The organism is Vibrio sp. Hep-1b-8 (assembly GCF_006124995.1).
Lineage (GTDB): Bacteria > Pseudomonadota > Gammaproteobacteria > Enterobacterales > Vibrionaceae > Vibrio.
On the sequence record NZ_QEWN01000001.1, the window covers coordinates 79,932 to 101,954 of the forward strand.

13 protein-coding genes are annotated in these 22,023 nt (G+C 45.1%); 7 read left to right on the forward strand and 6 right to left on the reverse strand.

All coding sequences use genetic code 11. The features are described from left to right. The first annotated feature begins 9 nt into the window (after positions 1-9). The 3 genes from DA100_RS00385 to tnpA all read left to right on the forward strand — a co-directional run bounded on the left by DA100_RS00385 (position 10) and on the right by tnpA (position 9,693). On the forward strand, positions 10-8,139 hold the full coding sequence (locus tag DA100_RS00385) for a hemagglutinin repeat-containing protein (protein ID WP_240800860.1): 8,130 nt from the start codon (positions 10-12) through the stop codon (positions 8,137-8,139). Then, a complete protein-coding gene (locus DA100_RS00390; RefSeq protein ID WP_138970334.1) occupies positions 8,136-8,897 on the forward strand; it encodes a hypothetical protein in 762 nt (253 codons plus the stop codon). The genes DA100_RS00385 and DA100_RS00390 overlap by 4 nt, the downstream gene beginning before the upstream one ends. A 361-nt stretch (positions 8,898-9,258) precedes the next feature. Then, positions 9,259-9,693, forward strand: a complete 435-nt coding sequence (tnpA, locus tag DA100_RS00395) for an IS200/IS605 family transposase (protein ID WP_138970335.1) — start codon at positions 9,259-9,261, stop codon at positions 9,691-9,693. Positions 9,694-9,771: 78 nt separating this feature from the next. Here the strand turns inward: tnpA and DA100_RS00400 are convergent, their stop codons facing one another. Further along, a complete protein-coding gene (locus DA100_RS00400) occupies positions 9,772-10,977 on the reverse strand; it encodes a cystathionine beta-lyase (protein ID WP_138970336.1) in 1,206 nt (401 codons plus the stop codon). 68 nt (positions 10,978-11,045) lie between these two features. Continuing rightward, entirely contained in the window at positions 11,046-12,500 is a 1,455-nt protein-coding gene (gene cls / locus DA100_RS00405; RefSeq protein ID WP_138970337.1) for a cardiolipin synthase, read from the reverse strand. A 366-nt stretch (positions 12,501-12,866) separates the two neighbouring features. Here cls and DA100_RS00410 point away from each other — a divergent pair, with 366 nt between their 5' ends. The 4 genes from DA100_RS00410 to DA100_RS00425 all read left to right on the forward strand — a co-directional run bounded on the left by DA100_RS00410 (position 12,867) and on the right by DA100_RS00425 (position 17,793). After that, on the forward strand, positions 12,867-14,297 hold the full coding sequence (locus DA100_RS00410) for a sodium-dependent transporter (RefSeq protein ID WP_138970338.1): 1,431 nt from the start codon (positions 12,867-12,869) through the stop codon (positions 14,295-14,297). Positions 14,298-14,448: 151 nt separating this feature from the next. After that, positions 14,449-16,065 (forward strand): methyl-accepting chemotaxis protein, encoded by a 1,617-nt coding sequence (locus tag DA100_RS00415; RefSeq protein WP_138970339.1) that lies wholly within the window; start codon positions 14,449-14,451, stop codon positions 16,063-16,065. Between the two features lie 88 nt (positions 16,066-16,153). Then, positions 16,154-16,849, forward strand: coding sequence for a TIGR01621 family pseudouridine synthase (locus DA100_RS00420; protein ID WP_138970340.1), 696 nt, complete (start codon positions 16,154-16,156; stop codon positions 16,847-16,849). Positions 16,850-16,860: 11 nt separating this feature from the next. Further along, positions 16,861-17,793, forward strand: a complete 933-nt coding sequence (locus DA100_RS00425; RefSeq protein WP_138970392.1) for a class I SAM-dependent methyltransferase — start codon at positions 16,861-16,863, stop codon at positions 17,791-17,793. Positions 17,794-17,900: 107 nt separating this feature from the next. On the opposite strand, the gene DA100_RS00430 is transcribed toward DA100_RS00425, so the two are convergent. The 4 genes from DA100_RS00430 to DA100_RS00445 are packed head-to-tail and all read right to left on the reverse strand — an operon-like array spanning position 17,901 to position 21,992. After that, complete coding sequence (locus DA100_RS00430; RefSeq protein WP_138970341.1) at positions 17,901-18,524, reverse strand: CDP-alcohol phosphatidyltransferase family protein; 624 nt, start codon at positions 18,522-18,524, stop codon at positions 17,901-17,903. After that, positions 18,517-19,164 carry an ATP-binding cassette domain-containing protein gene (locus DA100_RS00435; protein WP_138970342.1) on the reverse strand — a complete coding sequence of 216 codons (648 nt, stop codon included), beginning with the start codon at positions 19,162-19,164 and terminating at the stop codon, positions 18,517-18,519. The genes DA100_RS00430 and DA100_RS00435 overlap by 8 nt, the downstream gene beginning before the upstream one ends. Next, on the reverse strand, positions 19,130-20,839 hold the full coding sequence (locus DA100_RS00440; protein ID WP_138970343.1) for an ABC transporter permease: 1,710 nt from the start codon (positions 20,837-20,839) through the stop codon (positions 19,130-19,132). Before DA100_RS00440 ends, DA100_RS00435 begins: the two co-directional genes overlap by 35 nt. A 10-nt stretch (positions 20,840-20,849) precedes the next feature. Continuing rightward, a complete protein-coding gene (locus DA100_RS00445) occupies positions 20,850-21,992 on the reverse strand; it encodes an ABC transporter substrate-binding protein (protein ID WP_138970344.1) in 1,143 nt (380 codons plus the stop codon). Between the last annotated feature and the right edge of the window lie 31 nt (positions 21,993-22,023).

Genomic DNA, 22,023 nt, shown 5'->3' on the forward strand with positions numbered 1-22,023 from the left:
AGGTAGATTATGGATAAGCGTGTAACCCAAGGCAGTGTGTGGCTGACATATACATTATGTGGTGTTCTAACCATTCATCCGGCTCTTGCCAATGTCGTGATTGATGGCAACTCGGCGAATACCAGCAAAACTCAGGCGGGTAACGGCGTTGAGGTGGTCAATATCGCCACCCCGAACAACAAAGGGCTGTCTCACAACAAATACCAAAAGTTCGATGTTGGCTCTCAAGGGCTAATTCTCAATAACTCGACCCAACAACTCAGTCAGTCTCAGCTTGGCGGGCTACTGCAAAATAACCCCAACCTCAAAGGCCGTGCTGCCGACGTAATTTTAAATGAAGTCACAGGGGCAAACCGCAGTCAGCTTGAAGGCTACACAGAAGTATTCGGCCAACAAGCCAATGTCATCTTGGCCAACCCATACGGCATAACCTGTGACGGGTGTGGTTTTATTAATACCCCTCGAGTGACGTTATCGACAGGGGCTCCAGAGCTAAATAATGGTCAGTTGACTGGCTTTGATGTTTCCGAAGGGAGTGTGACGATTGAAGGGCTGGGGCTAGATGCCACCAACCAAACCTATTTCGATATTATCAGTCGTACTGCCGAGATAAATGCCAATATACATGCCAACGATCTATCTGTAATCACGGGCCATAACAAGGTCCGTTACCAGAGCAATCAAGTAACTGAAAAAACCTCAACATCGACGAGTAAGCCAGCACTCGCCATTGACTCGTCCGCTATTGGAGGAATGTACGCAGGGCGTATCTCTTTAGTTGCGACTGAAGATGGTGTAGGCGTGAACCTAGGTAATCTTGTCTCGAATGTCGGAAACATTGTGTTAACAGCCGATGGCAAAGTGCAGCTTGCGTCAGCTCAGAGCGCTAAGAATATCGAAATTACTAGTAGCCGAAATGTTGAGCTAACCAACCAGCAAGTGGCGCAAGGGCAGCTAAAGGTAAACGCCGATAACCTAGTATTGAATCAAACAACAGTAACGGCTGGGGATGTCGTTGAACTAACCGTGAAAGAGAGCATCACGGCTCAAAACAGTCAGCTGTTCAGCGGCATAAAAAACAACAACCAAACCAATGCGAATGCTGAACTTAACATTAAAGCTGACCAAATTTCTCTACAAGACAGCAAAGTCGCCTCTCAAGGCGACGTATCAGGCCAGGTTACCTCATTATCACTGGACTCAAACAGTGAAATTACGGCGAGTGATATTGTACTCACAGACGCTGAAACCATTGAAAATGACGGAGAGATTAACGCAAGCGCTGCGGTAGAGGTTGATGCAGAACAGCTAACTTTAGCCGGCTCTGGCGCACTGACTGCAGATTCTATTCAGATAGAGGTGAACTCTGCAAACCTTGATAGTCAGATTACCTCCAATTTACTATCTGTGAAGGCGCAATCGACGTTAGAGATTGGGCAAGAGGCCAACCTTCAATCGACGGGTAATACCACACTCAATGCTCAGAGTCTGACTCAAAAAGGCCAACTTACCAGCAATGGTACAATCACACTTGATGCGAATACGCTAACGCATGAGGGCGAAACGAGTGCCAATCAAATAGCAGTCAACGCAGAGTCGTTAGAGCAAAGTGGTCAATTAATCGCTGAACAAGGCATTTCAATTAGCGTTAAAAGTGCAACTTTATCGGGTAAGACCCAAGCTAAACAAACCCTTGGGGTAACCAGTCAGACAATCAATGTTACTGGGGCAGTGGAAGCAACACAGCTCGATATAGCCTCTACATCAAGCGTCAACATTGATACGCCAGCACAGCTCAATGCCATCAATCAGTTATCCATTGATACCAACGATGTATCAAACCAAGGCAGCATTCATTCAGGTAATGGACTGAGTATCGATGCTCATACCTTTGAGCAGCAAGGGTCTCTAACCAGTGTCGGTGACCTGCAAATCAACACGACAAGTGTAGATATACAGGGCGATATCGAAACGCAGGGTAACCTCAACATAACGGCCTCATCTGTCACTAACAACGCTCAAGCGATTGTAGGGCAAGACTTAAATTTGTCTGCTCAAAGCTTATCTAATAGTGGCACTCTAACGGCTAGTGGTGACACTTCTATTTCCTTAACCAACAACTTTACTCATGGCTCGTCAGGGACGATTTCGGGGGAAAATGTCACCCTTTCTGCAGCCGACGTTGATAACTCAGGCACGCTTCAGGCGTTGGACAGCCTTAATTTGACGGTGAGCTCATTGGTCAATAAAGGTGGGTTGGTTGCTCTTGCGGATTTAACCACAGTGGTTGCAAGTGGGATCAACAACCAAGGACTGATCTATGCGGGCAACAATGCCAATCTTTACTCCAATACGCTGCACAATACATCAGATGTTGTGGTTGGACATGATTTATTAATTGCCAAAAATGCAGCAAAACAGAAGAGTTCTAGCGTCACGAATAGCTCAGGCACTATCGAGTCACTGGGTGGGGATATTAGCATTTTTACTAATACGCTGACCAATAAACGAACAATACTAGATGTCAGAAATACCTCAACTGCTGATAAAAGAGCTCAGTTTGGTGGAGTGTTCGTTTCTAAGGGGACAGAGTATGAACCCGAAGTTATCAATCGTCCCATGTGTTGGAGCGGACAAAATAGTGAGCACTGCGTGGATCGTTATTCAGTTGCGAGTGGTAAGATTTTTGAGGTTATGGTTCTCAAAGAAGGACAACAACTCGGTGCCGCATCTACCTCTGGAAATATTAATGCTAGCGATAATCTATTGATCAATGCGAACACGGTTCTTAATCAAACAAGCCAAATCTCTGGTAAAAATGTCAATATCACCGCGCACTCTTTGACGAATCAAGGGTATGAGTTTTCGGAGTATGAGACTTACTATACCTATCAGCTAAGAGAACCTTGGGATTTGAGTACACTTGCGTTTAATAGAACCGCTACGCGTAAAGTCAAAACAGGCTCTTCAGGCCAGCTTAATTCGTCTATCACTGCCAGCAACAATTTAACGCTTAACGTTGCTAACAAAGTCAATAACTCCACGCTTAAGGCAAACGCCACCGCTGTTCAGCCAACGAAATCTGCGTCCGAATTAAAGGCGACATCATCGGCATCGGTCACGGGACCGACTATCACGTTTGCAAACATAAATGATATTGCCTTTCCGGATTTCGTGTTCCCGACTGCGCCAAATGGGTTATTTATTCTCTCACCTGACCCGAAAGGTAAGTACCTTATTGAAACTAACCCGCTATTAACCAATATGGGCAACTTCTTAGGGTCCGATTATTTTATGAGTCGTGTGGGCTTCAACCCAGAGGCCGATGTTAAGTTCTTAGGTGATGCATTATATGATTCACGCATCATTAGCCAAGCCATTTTTGAGCAAACGGGTCAACAGTACTTAAATGCTTCGGTAGGAAGCCAATTAGACCAAATGCAACAACTGATAGATGCTGCAGCATCTCAGAAAGCATCACTCAACCTGACAGCGGGCATTGCACTTTCTTCTTCTCAAGTCGCAAGTTTGACTCAAGATATCCTTTGGTACGAAGAAATTGAAGTCAACGGCCAGAAAGTGCTAGCACCTAAACTTTACCTAGCGCAGGCAACCATCGATAACTTGAGCAGCGGCGCTCAAATTGCAGGTTCTAATGTCACTATCGATGCTGGCGATCTAACCAATAGCGGCCACTTGTCAGCAGATTCAAGTCTTAGTGTAAACAGCTCAAACAGCATCACCAATATTGGTGGCACTATTGCTAGTGGCGGAGATGTCTCATTAACTGCCGAGAAAGATATCATCAACCTAAGTGGTGATATTGAAGGCCACGATGTCTCACTTGAAGCAACCAATGGCAGCATTATTAATGAGACCCGAGTGACAACCAGCACAGCTTCTCTGAGCAACAACCGTGGCACGTTCACGGATGTTGGTCAGACTGCTGCCATTGCCTCAACGGGTAACTTGGCTCTGAAAGCGGGTAAGAACATTGAAAACCATGCGGCTGATATTAAAGCCAATGGAGACGCCAACTTAAATGCTGGGCACGACATCATTGTTAGCTCGAAAGAAGAAACTCATGGCTACGACGTCACCGCGCGAGGATGGCGAGCAGGAGAAAGTGAAACTACTCAAATTGGCGCGAATGTTACAACGGGTGGAAACCTAACGATGAGTGCGGGGCAAAATATTGCCGTCACTGCGAGCCAAGTGAAATCAAGCGAGAACCTTAGCTTGGCAGCGGGCAATGACATTACCGTTCAAACCGCGCTCAATAAACAATCAGATCATACCTATCGCTCAAATTATACTGAAATCAATCGTAGTGAGCAGCACCAAGGGTCGATGCTTGAGGGCAAGAATGTCTCTATGCAGGCTCAAAACGATATTACGTTATCAGGGAGTACGGTTTCAGCGGAGCAAACTGCAAATCTTAAAGCAAAGGGTGATGTCAACATTATTGCTGTTAATGATAGCGAGTACCACTACGACAAAACTGTTTCGAAGAAGTCTTTTGGTCGCAGTAAAACCACCATCAATGAAACTTATCAAGAGCAGGTGAAAGGCAGTGCGATTACGGCTGGTAATGACATTAGCATTAAAGCGCAAAACTTAGATTCAGCGATTACTGCGGGTGGCGATAGTAACATCAATGTTATTGGTTCTTCTCTGAATGCTGGCGGTGAAGTGAATTTATCTGCCGATGGTGATGTGACCATGGCTGCTCAAACTTACAAAGAATTTGAACGCCATGAAACCATCAAGAAAGGCTTTGCCGGGCTAAGTGGCAGTAACCAAGGCAGCCTTGATGACGCCACTTTGCTTAACAGCAGCTACTTGATTAACTCGGGCAACACCACGGTTATCGCAGGCAAAGATATTGGTCTAATTGCCAGTGAAGTAGCCAGTGGTGGCAGCGTAAGCCTTGAAGCGGTCAATGATGTGCTTATTGCGGCCGGGGAAGTATTAAAACAGAGTCAAGAGTGGGATGAGAAAACCAAGTTCCTAAGTGGCGGTAACCTGTTTGAGATGGAGAAAAAACGTGAAGGTCAGCAAAGCTCTACTGCTCAGTCGAGTGTGATTCAGTCAGGCGGAAACCTCTCGGTCAATGGGGGTTCAGTGACCGTTATTGGTTCTGAGCTTCAAGCTGATAAGAATATAGACTTAACCGCCGATACAGGCGATGTCTCCATTCTTGCGGCGAAAGAAACCACCCAGACGTTCAGCAGTGAAGAAAAACTGTCAGTCAGTTTGGGGGATGGGTTTGATGGAGTAAATGTTGAAGACGGTCAAGTTAAGATATCGCTTGGTGAGGCGACCTACGATAAAGTCAAACAGCAAAGTGATTCACTAAACCATAAAGGGAGTGTGATTGCAGCAGGTGATAACCTATCAATGGATGCTGAGTCGTCTATTTTGGTCGAGGGCTCTACTCTGGTCGCAGATAGCAACCAAGACCAGTCAGGTGATTTAACGCTTGCCGCAAAAGAGAACGTGACCATTATCGAGGCGGTAGACACGCTCAGTGAACAACGTGAAGAAATTCATGGTAAAGCGGAAGCGAGCTTGGTTGTTCAGCACCAAGCTGTGGAGGTCGCAAAAGCGGCGCAAGCGCTCCAAAAATCAACGAAGAAACTTAAACAAGCTGAGCAAGACTATAAACAGTATAAGAAAGGTTTGGATTCTCTAGAGTCGACACTCCGCACCTTAGAACAAGAGTTCGCGGACAAAAAAACAGGCGTTACGTTTGAAGATATCGAAGAGCTCAATGACCTAATCAGCGAAGTGAAAAGCGATGAAGCGTGGTATGTCGCAGGTGTAGCGCTGGCTGCTGAAGATGTCGTTTCAAAAACTACCTTGCTGGTTCAGCAAACGGCAGCCGCAGCGCAAAGCTCGGGCACCTATGGCTTCAATGCAGGCCTTCATTTAGATATTGAAGCAAGCCAAACCGAGTCTAGCTCTCAAACGACCACCTCAGTGGGATCTGCGCTAAGTGGGCAAAATATCAAGATAAGCGCTGGTAATAACACGGGCAATCAACTGAATATCCAAGGCTCTGAGCTTACGGCTAACGATACCCTGTCTCTCGCAGCCAATGAGGTGAATATCACCGCTTCTCAAGATACTCACAGCAGTAAGTCTGAAACTCAATCTGGTAAGATTGGCGCATCGATGACGGTGTATGGTGCCTCATCGGGCATTAACCTCAATGCAAGCGTCAACCGAAACCAAAGCACATCCGCGTCAACCACGCATAACAGCAGTCAATTAAGCGCAGACAATATCAGTATTACCTCTGCGCAAGACACCAACATTAAAGGGGCAACGGTTGATGCCGGAGAGAGCTTGACGCTAGACGTGGGTGGTGACTTGAATATCGCTTCAGTACAAGACCGCTATAGTTCGAGTAATAAAGGTCAAGGTATTAGTGGTGGTATTTCGATGTCTGGTGGCGGTGTATCGGACGGAAAAGGTGCGGCCCCTGAAGGTTTGGCTAAAGATGTTACTAATATGGGAGATGTTACTGGTGGCAATGGTGGCTTCAATGCATCTAATGGACGAACAAGCAGCAAGCAAACGGTTGTAACCAGCTTAACGTCAAATGGTAGCTTAGATATCAATGTTGGTGGTAACACGGATATTAAAGGGGCGACCATTGCAGCGCTGGATGAGGAAGGCAAAGACAGTGGCAAACTTAACTTAACCACAAATTCATTGAGCTATGCTGACCTTTCTAATACTCGCTACAGTCAAGACCAAAGCTTAGGTCTTAACAGCAGTGTCGGCGTGAATAATGGCGAGTTGGATTCGACCAATAACTCCACGTCCCTTCAATACAAAAACACGTCTGGTTACGACAAGAGCAAGACGTTGGCAACCATCGGCCAAGGTAACTTAAACATTGGGGATTTAGAGTCTTCCGACGACACTTCTCGTCTCAATCGCAACACAGAACATACAGAGAAGGATTTGTTCACTGTTGACCGTAAGCAGGGGGATATCGATGTTACGGTTGATCATCGGTTGTTGAGTGAAGAAGGTCGGGCGCAGATAGGAAAAGAGATGGATGAGTTCGGAAACAACATACAAAAAACTGCTCAGAACGTGCCAGCCGCAGAAGGTGGTAATATAGTTGAGAATGCTGTGGGTGAATTACTTAATGAGTTGAGCTTTTATACAGGTGGGATACTACCTAGTGACGAAACGAATGGTGGCATAGTAGCCCAAATCCCAGTGCTGTTAGGTGATACTGATGTACAAAACAAAGTGCTTCAGGTAGGTACTGCTGATATGTTAAAGAATGAACAGTTAGACAACTATATCCCTATTGAAGAGAGTGACTATTACATAAAAGCGTCGGAAGAAACTCAGAGTAAACTGAAGGGAATGAACTTGTTGATAAGTAAAGCCCCGGTCAAAGTTACTGAAGGCTCATCAACCTTCCAGAATGGCACCAATGGTATGATGAATAGCGAGGGAGATGCAATTAAGAATGTTCTTAGCCAGACCCACAACTACGATAAGGATAGTGCCGGTTATGGCAGTGTGTTGCTCAACGTTAATTACAATCCAACTCATGGATTCTTAGGTGATGGTATAGAGTCTTTCGTAGATAAAGTGGGCGGAACCACAGGCATGGCGAAACAGACAGGTGAATTTATCCGTGATACTACAACAGCGCAAGGTAGCAATGGTGCCAATTTTGCTAACCATTCACAGGGGAATCTGCTTACCAAGAGGGGTCTTGAGTATATTACAGGCAAAGATAGTTATGATCAGGGAGGTTTTAAAGGCCCAACTTACTTTGATAATGGTTTGAACGATAAAGGAATTCCAACCTTCGCTGGATATGGTTCACCGGTAAATACCGAGGACATGAGGCAAGTGGTCAAAGATGCAAAGTTTGGTTTTAGAGGAAATTATACTAATAAAGGTGATTTTGTTGGTGAGAACCTTGGTAAGAACGTCGGAGATAATGGTAATAGAGGAAATACTGTATTAACGACTATAAAAGATACAGTAAATTTAGACACTTATAAAAATGCCGCGATGTTATTTTCTGATGAATCACCACATAGCAATTATAATTGCGGGGATTTACCCACAGCGGTATGCGGAGCAAAACAACCATGAAAAAATTAATAAATGCAACGGTGTCTCTTTTGATACTTATCTTTGTTTCAGGTTGCTCTGGGGGAAAGTACTTTTATTTAACCGATGCGGATGTTATTGAAAACCCTTATATCGTCTTTAACCCCCCAAAACAAGACTGGTACTTATATAAAGATAGAGATTGGAATATTTTACATGAAGGGAAAAGCACCGAAGATACAGCGATACAATGGATATGGCTATCTAATGTAAATCCCAGTATTTTGGATGTAACGTTCAGCACTGATAACTATATCTCTCCAGAAGATGACTACTATTTTAATAGTGATTTTGATGAAGACTATGGGCGTTATTTTACGGAGCCTGATTTTTTGAAGACGAACAAAATTCAGGGAATTACATTCGAAGAGATGTGGACGACTTATATCAAAGGGATACATTGCAGCGCTGGTTCGTATTTGCAAGGTATCGGAGGTAGCTATGCACCCACCGGAAGTAAAACGACAAGTATAAAATGTGGTTATTATGATAAGACCATCAGTGACAATGATGGAATGCGAAGGATATCCATCAGGTATACAATCAACTTTTATGCGAGTACTAGTGATGAGCAAAAAATCGAAAATGAGCGCTACTTGAAAGATGCCGTTAATCAGATAGTTGAAAGCATCAAAATCAAAAACCTCGATGTAGAGCGTATGGAAGCCGAGGGCTTGATGTTCTATGACAAAGAGTTCGAACTAGACCCTGAAGACTCGGTTATTTGGCGTGCCGAATAGAAATCCTTGCAGCCAAAGAAACCACCCAGACGTTCAGCAGTGAAGAAAAACTGTCAGTCAGTTTGGGGGATGGTTTTAATGGTGTGAGCGTTGAAGACGGCCATTTTGATTTCAGGCTTGACTCTGATAGCCGATAGCAACCAAAACCAGATAGGTGTAAAAATGGGCCAACAATTGCTTAAGTTGAGCTGGATGCTAGTAATACTACCCAAAACAGCCACCTGCTTAGCAGGTGGTTTTTATTTTCAGCCCTAAACCACCTACTTCAGTAGGTGGTTATCATTCAGTGAGGCTTTGCCTGTAGTTCTACCCATGTTAAATGCTCCCTTGATTTTTAGCGAAGTCAAAGAGGACAAATAACATGAGTAGATACAATCAAGCTTCCCACGTATTTTGGAGATGTCAATATCACATAGTGTGGACGCCAAAATACAGATTTAGGATCTTGAAGAACAATGTAGGCAAAGAAGTTTATCGGTGTATAAATGTTTACTGTAATCAACTTGGATGGGAAGTTGTTGAGCTGAACGTCCAAGTTGACCACGTGCACTTAGTCGTAAAGGTTCCACCCAAGCTATCAATATCCAAGTTGATGGGCGTATTGAAAGGCAAAATAGCCTTAAAGCTCTTCAGTAAGTTTCCATATTTGAGGAAAAATAAGCTTTGGGGTAATCACTTTTGGCAAAGGGGCTATTTTGTCGATAGTGTAGGAATTAATGAAGAAATCATTCGACGTTATGTAAGACATCAGGAGAAGAAAGAGCGCGTGGAACAGCAACAATTAGCGCTGGACTAAACAAAGGCCCCCTTTTAGGGGGCTCACACAAAGCCACCTTCTTTAGAAGGTGGTAATTTACTTTCGCCGATGGCTCGCTTAAGCTGTGGCTTCTTTTTCTAGCAGCAGCGCGTTGTAACGTGCGAAACCAGCTTCAAGGTCTGCAATAAGATCGTCAACATTTTCCAGACCAATATGTACACGTATTAGTGTGCCTTCAAAATTAGGATTGGCAACGGTGCGCAGGTTATCAAAACTTTTAGGTTCGTTGGCTAAGATTAAACTCTCAAATCCACCCCAAGAGTAACCCATACTAAAGTGCTGCATACCATCAAGTAATGCGGTAGTTGCACGTGGATAGCTGGTTTTTAGAACAAACGAAAACAGGCCGTTACCGCCGGTAAAATCACGGTTAAAGAATTCGTGGCCTGGGCAAGAATCCAAGGCAGGATGACGCACGTGGTCAACTTCAGGTCTTGTTTGGAGCCACTGTGCCACTTTGAGGCTGTTTTCTGCGTGTTGGCGCATGCGAACGTCGAGTGTTCGTATACCACGCAGCCCAAGGTAAGCGTCATCCGGAGAAACACACTGACCCATTAAGTAGCTTTGTTCGCGAAGTTGGTCCCAATGCTTCTCGTTGGCTACCGCGGTTCCAAGCATCACGTCTGAGTGACCGACAATGTATTTGGTCGCCGCTTGAATAGAAATATCGACGCCGTGATCAAATGGTGAAAAGTTCACTCCCGCAGCCCATGTATTGTCGAGCATGACAATCATCTCATTTTCATGAGCGATACGCGCTAGGGTAGGAACATCTTGAACTTCCATCGTGATAGAGCCTGGAGATTCCAAAAACAGGATCTTGGTATTGGGTTTGATGAGGCTGCGAATCTCTTCACCTATGGTTGGCTCATAGTAGGTGGTCTCGATTCCCATCTTCTTGAGGATCTTGTCACAGTAGTCGCGTGTCGGCTCATAACAGGTGTCAACCATCAAAATATGGTCTCCTGTTTCGACAAATGACAGAATAGCGTTAGCAATCGCTGCTGTACCGCATGGGTATAACGCACAGCCAGCGCCGCCTTCGATTTCTGTCATTGCGTCTTGAAAAGCAAAATGCGTATTGGTACCACGGCGACCGTAGAAGAGAGTTTTATTCGCTCGGTTGACGGTTGCATGGTGTTTTTCCGCAACGGTATCGAAGACCACAGTTGAAGCGCGTTGAACGGGTGGGTTGACAATCCCATTAGTCCATTTTTTGTCGCGGCCTGCCGTAACATACTTGGTCTGTTTGCTTTCTGACATTGGAAGTCCTTATCTATTAACGCATTGCCATATTTAAACCATGGCAAGGCGTCAATATCAAGCACGGATCAGAGTAGAGGGTTAAACAGGTAAAAAACTCGTTCCAAAAAGCGTGAATAAAGAGTGCGTTTTTGCCATTGTTCGATGTCGACCTGATGAGATTGATTGATGTAGCTTTGCTGAAGCCACAACATCTCTTTGGTAAAGGCTTCATCGTCAATTGCTAATGTCAGTTCGAAGTTTAGCCATAGACTACGCATGTCCATATTAACAGTGCCCACTAAGCAGAATTGTTCATCGATCACGACTGACTTAGTGTGGAGTAGACCACCATAAAACTCGTAAATTTCGACCCCTGCACTAAGCAATTCACTGTAGAAGGCACGAGAGGCCCACTGAACCATGATGGAGTCATTCTTATGCGGGATGATCAACTCAACTTTAATACCCCTTTGAGCGGTCATTTTGAGTGTTTCTAGTAAGTCAGAACTTGGCACAAAATAGGGTGTGGTAATTCGAACGGAATGATTGGCCTGATTGATTGCTAATGTGAGCACCTGGGATATTAGGTGATCAGGCATCCCTGGACCAGACGGAACGACTTGAATAGGGTGCTGAGGTTCGTTTGGGTTAATGCGGCATTCTGGTGACTGAGGAAAACGACGAGAGCCAGTTTCCACTTCCCAATCCCAGCAGTGAATTGCTGATAGCACATTGACGGTAGGGCCCGTTATACGAACCATAATATCAATCCACTGACCGACACCAGAATCTTGCTTGAAGTACGCCGGATCAACCATGTTCATTGAGCCCGTATAGGCAATTTTTTCATCAATAACGATGATTTTTCTATGCTGACGTAAATCGAGGCGGCGTAAGAATATACGCCATGGACTGACTTCTAGAGCTTGAACGACTTCGATACCAGCATTGTTCATCATCTTTAACCACTCGCTGCGGAAAAAGCGTGGACTACCAGCGGAATCAAGCAGTAGCTTCACGTTTACACCACGTTTGGCTGCTCTGATTAAGGCAGATGCAACGGAGTCGGCTAGTCCACCCGGATGCCAAATATAGAAAACCATTCGAATACTTGATTGCGCATTTTCGATATCGTCGATGACCGAATGGAGGATTTGTTCGGGCGAGCTTTGTAGTGACAAGGAGTTGCCAGACAATGCAGGCAAGCCCAATCGGTTATTACACAGTTCGTCTATACGGTAAATATGACGGCCGAAACTCTCGGGTGAGTGAGCGTGGCAGTCATTGAGTTTGGCGAACCATTGTGCAAAGGGCGACAGCATCTCCTTTGCTCTCTCTGCCCGTTTACGGCCGAGGTTGAGTTCACCAAATAGGAAATAGCAAGCGACACCTACAATCGGAATGATGTAGATAACCATTAACCAGGCAAGCGACACACTCACCGCTCGGCGCTTTAGTACAACACGGATGGTTACACCTGCAACGAGTATCCAGTAAAAGACAATGCCAGCGAGAGTCAGGAAGTGATAAAACTTTTCCATTCAGATACCTAGGTAATATATAGCACTCCAATATTAGAGCTCACGGCGCGCTAGGACAAGTCACAAATTAGTGGCGGTAGAAACTATACGGAATGAATGCTGAAAAGCACAAATATGTTATGTGAATGTAAAATCTGGTGTTTGGCGGGTGTTATAGGCGAAAAAAACAGCATTTAAACACAATCCTTACATTTATGGTGGAAAAATATACTGTTCGGGCTTCCAATTTTAATCTTAAACTGTTTTACTTGCTACAACGTTAGCGTCACTGACAAGTTTAATAAGTGTAAAAAAAATTATACAACCACTTTTAAAGACGCCTAACAGAAGCAAACACAACTTAAAACATGATTTAATGGAGTAACCATGGCTACAAGTACAAGTGCACAGCCCCGTGATACATGGGGGTCTAAACTAGGCTTCGTCATGGCCGCAGCAGGTTCTGCTGTTGGTTTAGGCAACATATGGAAATTTCCTTACACAGCGGGTGAGAGTGGCGGCGGTGCGTTCGTTGCAATTTACCTACTTTTTGTAATTTTTATCGGCTTTAGCGTAATGCTTACAGAATTCGCTATTGGTCGTAAGACAGGTCTATCAGCAGTAGGTGCGTTCAAATCGACTGACCGTCGTTGGACCTTTACTGGGGTAATGGGGGTTCTAAGTGGCCTACTGATCATGGGTTTCTACCCTGTCGTAGGTGGTTGGGCTCTTGCATACATCTTCAAAGTGGGGGGGGGTCTACTAAGCACACCTGAAGCAATCGGTGATAGCTTCGGTAGCTTTATCTCAGATCCTGTTCAGCCACTTATGTGGATGGGTATCTATCTAGCTTTCAACATCATTATCGTAATGAAGGGTATTTCAGGCGGTATCGAGAAAGCGGGTAAGATTCTAATGCCGCTTCTATTCCTAATTCTGATCGTTGTGTCGGTAAAAGGTTTGATGCTACCAGGTGCAATGGCAGGTCTAGAATTCCTATTCATGCCAGACTTTTCAAAAGTAGACAGTAATGTTGTTCTAGCTGCGCTAGGTCAGGCATTCTTCTCACTAAGTCTTGGTATGGGCTGTATGATGACCTACGGTTCTTACCTGAAGAAGAAAGAGAACTTAGTTCAGACGACAGGTATGGTGACGGCTATGGATACGGGTGTTGCGATCCTAGCAGGTGTCGCGATGTTCCCAGCAATGTTCGCGTTCGGTATGGAACCCGCAGCAGGTCCTGGCTTGGTGTTCGTTGTTGTACCTCAGCTATTCGCTGAAATGGGCGGCGTAATCGGTTTACTATTCGCTCTAATGTTCTTCATCGCACTAACGGTAGCAGCACTAACATCTTCAGTTTCTCTTCTTGAAGTTGTTGTATCTTACCTAATCGATGAAAAAGGTATGAAGCGTTCAACAGCAGTACTTAGCTCAAGCGTAGTAATGGCTTCACTATGTGTGTTCGCTTCACTATCTCTAGGCGGTGTAGGTCCAACATTATTTGGTACAGGTGCATTCGATATTTTTGACTTGTTAACCGATAAGATCTTCCTAGCGGTTGGCGGTATGTTGGTGTGTATCTTTGCTGGCTGGCGTCTATCTCGTGCAGACCTTGAGAAAGAAATCACTAACGACGGCGAAGTATCATTCCCGCTATTCGGTCTATGGTACAACTTGGTTAAATACGTGATTCCAGTTGCTATCGCTATTGTTGCCTTCATGGGTGTCAAGTCAGGCTTCGATAGTGGCAAAGGTGAAATCATGCTGTTAGGTCTTGGTATCATCGCGGTTGCGGGTATCTTCTCTAAGAAGCTATAAATCTGTCTAAAAAGCGGACCTAACTAAAAACCTCCCACTTGGGAGGTTTTTTCGTTTTAGTTAATAACCTTGTTAAAGAAGTATAATATACAGCCGATAAGTCATATAGATTCTAAATTTACCTAAAGCATTCAATAGAGGAAGCTACATAGTGAAATGGTCTGTTCGAAGTAAATTGTATGCCGGGTTCGGCTGTATTCTTGCCATTATGACTATCATGGCAGGTGTTATCTGGATGGAAGTGAATCAGTCACATGCCGTTGCCGATGAAATTAGAAAAGATGATGTTCCTGAAGTGGTTGGCTACTTGAGTTTAATTGATGAGGCGGGTGATGTGTATCGAGATGCAACGGGAGCCATTACAGGCGTGCCGGGCGCATTTGACGATTACAAAACCAATAAGCAAGAATTTGCTGATGCAATTACTCACGTGAAAACATTAGAGACTCAAGGAAAGTCAGATTATCAACGTGTTGAAAAAATTGAACAACTGATGCGCGGTTTTACTCAAGGGTTTGAGCGAGATATCGTACCTTTGTTGGGTAACAAAGATGCGTTAGAGCAAGAAATTACAGCATTGCGGGAGTTGTACGAATCATACCTAGCGCCAATCGAAGCACTGCTTGATGGAGCTTCATCAGAATCAATTGAAGGCACGGACGGTTCTCTTCTTGGGCTGATGGAGTCATTTAACACCATTGAAAATACGATCTTAATTCTGTTTGTTATCGCATTGATCCTGACTTGTACCATTGCGTACTTGCTTTCAAACTCAATTACCACACGTCTCACCAAGTTAGATAGTGTGGCGCAAAAGGTCGCTAACGGCGATCTGACAGCAGAAGATATTGCCGATAAATCGGGCGATGAGCTGGCAAACCTAGCGGTGTCGATTAATAAGATGCAAGCTTCGTTAACCACACTGATTGGTAGCATTTCATCAGTCGCGGTTGAAGTGAAAAGTGTCACTAGCGAACTATCAAATGTCAGCCAAGATATTGTACAAGGCGCCTCATCTCAAGCAGGCAAAGCTAACTTGATAGCAACTGCTGCAGAGGAGTTAAGCTTAACGATTGCAGAAGTTGCACAGCAAGGAACAGCCACCTTTGAAGAGGCACAACGCTCAGAAGGCAGCGCTGAATCAGGTCGTCAGATTATCACTGAGATGGTCGATTCTATTCAGCAGGTGAGCTTGCAGATGACAGAGATGTCAAAGCAGATGAATGGCCTTGGTAAACATAGTGAGCAAATCGGCTCAGTGATTCGAGTGATTGAAGATATTGCTGAACAAACTAACTTGTTAGCACTTAACGCTGCGATTGAAGCGGCTCGTGCTGGAGAGTTTGGTCGTGGCTTTGCTGTGGTTGCTGATGAAGTGCGAGCACTGGCTGAACGTACGACTAACGCGACAAAAGAAGTGGGCGGCATTATTCAGCAGATTCAATCAGGTACTCAAGAGGCTGTAACCTATACGGTTGAGAACTGTCAGTTGGTTGAAATCGGTGTAGAGCGTAGCTCTGGAGCGGTAAGTGTGCTAGAAGAAATCGTTGCTGGAGCTGCCAACGTGCAGGCGATGGTTAACTCGATTGCTACTGCAGCAGAAGAGCAGACGGCCGTGACTAAAGAAATTGCTGCGGATATTACTGCGATCAGCGATATATCAGAACGCTCTCTTCAACTGGCAAATAGAAGCTCACAAAATGTTGAAGGTTTAAACTCTAAAGTGGCAGAGTTAGAGCTGCTAGTGGGTAAATTCAAACTAAGTTAGCACCTAACTGGTTTAGAACCGCACACTTGAAACTGGCTTTCACATGGATTATGGGTATACTCGTGCGTCCAAAGTGGAGCCAGTTTTAATGTTCGATATCTTACACACTCACACTGATTTTATTGTCATCAGCAAACACCCCAATGTTTCAGTACATAAGGATGATGGCGATACCATGCTACTGCAAGAAGTTGCCAAACTGACCAGTGACGCGAAGCTCTATCTCATCCATCGTCTAGATAAAATGACTTCAGGTATTTTGCTATTGGGTCGAAGTTCTTCTGCCGCCAGTGAACTCTCACAGATGTTTGTACAGCGCAGCGTAGAAAAGTACTATCTTGCGATTGGTAGTAAGAAGCCGAAAAAGAAACAAGGGCTGGTGAGTGGTGATATGGAGCGTTCACGCCGCGCTTCATGGAAGCTGCTTAACTCTCAGACTAATCCTGCCATTACTCAGTTCTTCTCATCAGCCGCAGAGCCGGGTGAAAGACTCTTCTTATGCAAGCCACATACTGGAAAGACGCACCAAATCAGGGTGGCGTTGAAATCTGTCGGCTCTGGCATCGTCGGCGATCCTATTTACAATGCAGGTTCCGAGTCGGACCGTGGTTATCTGCACGCTTTTGCGCTGTGTTTCACTTATCAACAACAAGATTTTAAATTTATTTGTGACCCAAGAAACCAAAGTGTTTTAGGGAGTAAATGGAACACTGATATCACATGCCAAGGTATCGAATCTTGGCTTACACCATGGGAGTTATCATGGCCGAAGATAAACAAATAACACCAATCGCGATGCAGGATGAACACTTACCGTGTTTCTTTGCACAACTGACCACACAACTAGAGATGGTGCCGAATGAAGTAAGACGTTTGTTCCATGGCCGTGGGCGTCGTTTTGATGGCTTAGAACAGTTAACGTGTGATTGGATTCAAGGCCAGTTAATTGTCAGTATCTTCAAAACCGTTGATGATCAATTTTTAAAAGCGCTTAAAGCGGGTTTGATGGAGATTGCTCAGTCTGCTCTCTGGGTTGAGAAACAGGGGCAAGCAATAGTCATTCAGCACCGATATGCGGAAGGCGCGCCTTCTGAAGTACTGCTTGGCGATTTAAACAGTCGTCCAGTTGTCGTTGAGTCGCAGTTGAAATACCAGCTTGATATCGGACGCAACCAGAACACGGGCCTGTTTTTGGATATGCGCTATGGACGTGACTGGGTAAAGGCAAACGCCAAACATAAAAATGTACTCAACTTATTTGCTTACACTTGCGGTTTCTCCGTGGCAGCGATTGAGGGTGGGGCTGATCAAGTGGTTAACGTTGACATGTCGAAAGGTTCACTGGCGAAAGGAAGAGAGAACCACAAACTCAACGGTCACAATATTAATCAGGTAAAGTTTCTCGGCTACGACATTTTCCGCTCATGGGGGAAAATCAAAAAAATGGGTCGTTACGACCTTATTATTATTGACCCACCGTCGTTCCAAAAGGGTAGCTTTGCTTTAACTAAAGACTACAAACGTATCTTGAGAAAACTCCCAGAACTATTGGCTGAGGAGGGGCAAGTGCTCGCGTGTGTAAACTCACCGCAAGTGATGTGCGATTTCTTGATCGATGGTATGAAGGAAGAAGCGCCTACATTGAATTTTGTTGAGCGTCTTGAGAATCCACCAGAATTCGCAGATGTGGACAGTGAAGCGTCATTAAAAGTTATGTTGTTTAAATAAAAAACGACCCATGCAGCAGGCAGCTACCCGCTCATTGTTCAAAATGAGCTTCGCGCCCATTTAGCGAGCCTGTTTCAAGCAATCTTACTCGGTGAACGAGCCTTACGTTAAGCCTGATCGCGGCTCTGTTTTAAAGTAATAAAACCCGAATAAATTCGAGTTAGAGTCGTAAACCAGCATGCTGCACCAAACAGGTAGGCAATCAGTGCAAAGTGGTTAGGAAGCAAGCAGAATAAGATAAAGCACGCAATGGTTTCTGTCCCTTCTGTCAGACCACTCATGTAGTAAAGAGATTTGTGCTGATAGACTGGATTTTCAATGCCTCGTTTCCCTGCCATGACTGCGAAGGCCAAAAAGCTGCTACCGGTACCGATAAACGAGAAAATCAAAAATGCACCCGCAACGGCATTTTGCTCAGGGTTTGCCAATACGAACCCAAAAGGAATGAGCGAATAGAACAGGAAATCGAGACTAATATCGAGAAAGCCGCCCGCATCTGTTATTCCTTGAATACGCGCCAGAGCGCCATCCAGGCCATCGCAGATTCTATTGGCGATGATGAGTAGCAGTGCCGGAGTATATTGCTCAAAAATCAACGCTGGGAAGGCGACACAGCCAAGCGCAAAACCAAAAATCGTGGTTTGGTTTGCGGTGATACCACATCGGTCTAAGAGATTTGCTGACTGTGCTAATGGCCAGCGAATAACTTTGATACTCAAACGATCAAGCATGAACCGTCTCCCATGGCCAAGTTAGGCAACGGCTATTGTCGGGAATGTCGGTTTCATCATGAGTAACCATAAGCGCAGGGATGTCTGCTTTTTTGAGTTGCTCCACAACCCATTGACGAAACTGAACTCGCAACTCTCTATCCAGTTTACTAAATGGCTCGTCTAGCAAGGCCAGATTAGGTTTAGCGAGTAGCATTCGAGTTAGGCTAATTCGCGCACGCTGCCCCCCTGAAATCTGGTCGGGAAAAGAGTCCGCCAAGTTGGTGAGTGAAATGTTTTTCAGTGCCTTCATCGCCTGCTCTTTACGCGCAGCGCCTTTGACTTCATTCGGTAATGAAAACGCGAGGTTTTCCCATACAGAAAGGTGTGGAAACAGTAAATCATCTTGGAACAAAATCCCGACCTGACGTTGATGCGCTGGCAACGAGTCAATCGGCTTTTGATTCAACGTGATTTGACCTTGGTAGGTGAAGTCACTGCTTAGGTGCCCGGCAATCGCATCAAGCAAAGTTGATTTACCGCAGCCACTTGGTCCCATGAGCGTGACAATTTCTCCGTTATTGATTTGAAGGTTCAGCGCATTAAACAGTACCTCACCACTTTTGTTACAGATGACGAGTTTTTTGAGACAAAGGCTCATTGGGTAGCAATCCTTTAATAGACAATCTACGGTATTTAACCTGAAGTCGGCTGAGTACCATAGCGATAGAGAAGAAAATGAGGGGCAACAATGCTTGCCACAACGCATAAATTGCGGTGACACGACGGTCAAAACCACTCGAAAGCGCCACGGCTTCAGTCGTTATCGTGCTTATCCTCCCCGCGCCTAAAACTAGCGTAGGTAAGTATTGTGCCAAGCTGACACTAATACCGATAGCCCAAGCAAAAAGCACCGCGGGCAACAATATCGGTAACTTAATCTGCCACCAGACTTGAATCGGGCTTTTACCCAAACTTAGGCCGACACGGGTCAAGCCATTGTCGAAGCTGCGCCAAGGGCCATCCAGTGAGAGGTAGACGTAAGGAAAGGCAAAAAATACGTGTGCCCAGCACACCCAGAATAGGTAAGCACTGCTGTTTAGATAGAGCGTGACTACCTGAATACCAAATAGAATCGAAAGTTGCGGGATTAACATTGGAATCGCAATCACGTATCCAGGTATCTGTCGATGATGTCGTTGGTGGTACTCGTGAGCCGTTAACGCAAGCAACAGAGCAATACTGGCACTGACTAATGCGATTAACAGGCTTTGATTGAGCGCGCTAAAAATACCAGCCCACTCATATTGCCAGAAGCGCAAACTAAACTGAGTAGGAAGTAGGTCAGGGAATCGCCATCTCTGAGCAAAGCTCCATAAAACCAAGATGGGTACTATAGCCAGACTTAAAACGAGCACAATGCTGAAGGTAGACTTACCTGGCAGATCCATTCCTGAACGCCCTGAATATTGCCAATGTTTGAGCCCTTTTGTGATCACCCATTCGAGGATTCTGGCGAATAGAATCAGTACGCTGCCGATAAGAAACAGTAATGTCGCACCCGATGCAGCGCGAGGAAGTTGAGCTAAATCTGGTTCGTTAAACCACTGCCAGATTAAAACAGCAAAGGTTGGAGGATTGGTTGGACCGATAATCAAAGCGACATCTACCACTGAAAGGCTGTAGGTAATCACAGCCAACATCGGAAAGCGAAGTTTGGCAAACCATTGTGGAAAGATGCATTTCCACCAAGTCTGCGCCCTAGAATAACCCAGTGACAGGGTTACTTTTTCGGTTTGTGACACTTTTAGCTGCTGTAGAATCGGGATGCTCATCAGCAATAGGAAGGGAATTTCCTTTATAGCCAGCATGAGAACCAGTCCTATTGCATAAGGATCTTTGATCACAAAGGCGAGATCAGAGACAGATTGTGCATTAGGATCATAGCCAAACAGATGGTACGACGATCGAGCCACCAATCCGGTTGGAGAAAAAAGAAAGGCAAAACCAATAGCAAAAGCGACGTGTGGCATAGCGAGTAAAGGGGATAACGTCAGCTCGATTTTACGCCAAAATGGATGATGCCAACTAGAAAGCAGAATCGCAAAGGTCGCTAAGCAGGCAAGATAGCTACTAGCAAGAGTCGAAAAGAGCGTGAGACCCACTGACTGTCCTATGCCCTGCCAAGCGAAAACTGACTCAAAGCCATTTAATGAAAAGGACTCAAGTCCAATGGGCGGAATATAACCAAACGCAGCCACTACCACTCCGGCAAGTCCCGGAATGGTAGGCAAGATGCAAATTAGAATAAGAGAAAAGTAGATTGCGCGTAACATCGAATCACTTCTAGTTTCCGTAACGTTTAAGCCATTCTTGCTCTAACGCATTTTGCCAACTTGGGTGAGGCTCGGCGATAGATTTGAACTGCTGAGTATTTTTGGCCGTTCCAGTGAGATATTGGCTACTCAATACGGATGGATCGCCCCAAATCTTAGTATCCCCCTTGCGTGATTGGGCATCTGGGCTTAACAAAAAGTTGATGGCGACTTGTGCCCCTGCGCTCGCGTTGGCATTCCATGGAATCGCTAAGAAGTGAATGTTCGATAGTGCACCGTTATCCATCGCATAGGCTTGGGTTGAGTTCGCAAGATTGCCATTTGCTTGGGCGGAATACACAGCATTAGGGTTGAAGGTGATAGCTAGATCGATCTGGCCATCGTCGAGCAACTGAATTGACTCTGCTGTACCTGATGGAAATTGTTTACCCCCACGCCAAGCCACTTTGTGGAATTCATCCAAATATTGCCATAAAGGTTGAGTAATGATGGCAAAACTCTTCTCATCAATTGGCTGCATTAACGAAGCGTCGTTGTTGGTCAGTTCAATCAGCAGCGCTTTTAGGAAGCTGGTGCCATGGAATTCTGGTGGGCGAGGATAGCTTAGGCGATTTGGAAAAGCGTTCGCATAGCTTAACATCTCATTAAACGAAGTCGGTGGGTTATTGAGTTTCAACTTGTCATGAATAAATACCAGTTGCCCCACACCCCAAGGGGCTTCTAAGCCTTCTGTAGGTTCAGAAAAATCAACGTCTATCGGCAATGTTTTGTCGACATATTGCCAATTAGGCAGGTGAGTTGTAAATGGACCAAACAGCAGTTGATTGTCTTTCATTGATTTGAAGTTTTCGCCGTTGATCCAAACCATATCAACGCTACCACCGCTGTTTTTTCCTGCGGCTTTTTCAGCAATTAGGCGGCTGGTGGTTTCAGCAATATCTGTAACTTTAACGTGTTGCAGTGTGACGCCGTATTGAGATTGAAGCTGGCTATTCGCCCATTGGATATAGCGGTTAATTTCTTGGCTGCCTCCCCAAGCGTGGAAGTATACCGTTTGTCCTTTTGCTTGTTCGATCGTTTGCTGCCAAGTATCAGTTGCGAATGATGAAAAAGACACGATTAATGTTGAAAGTAAAGTGATCAGCCTTGTCATAATGGTCCCTGTTAGTTGGTTGTTGCTATCG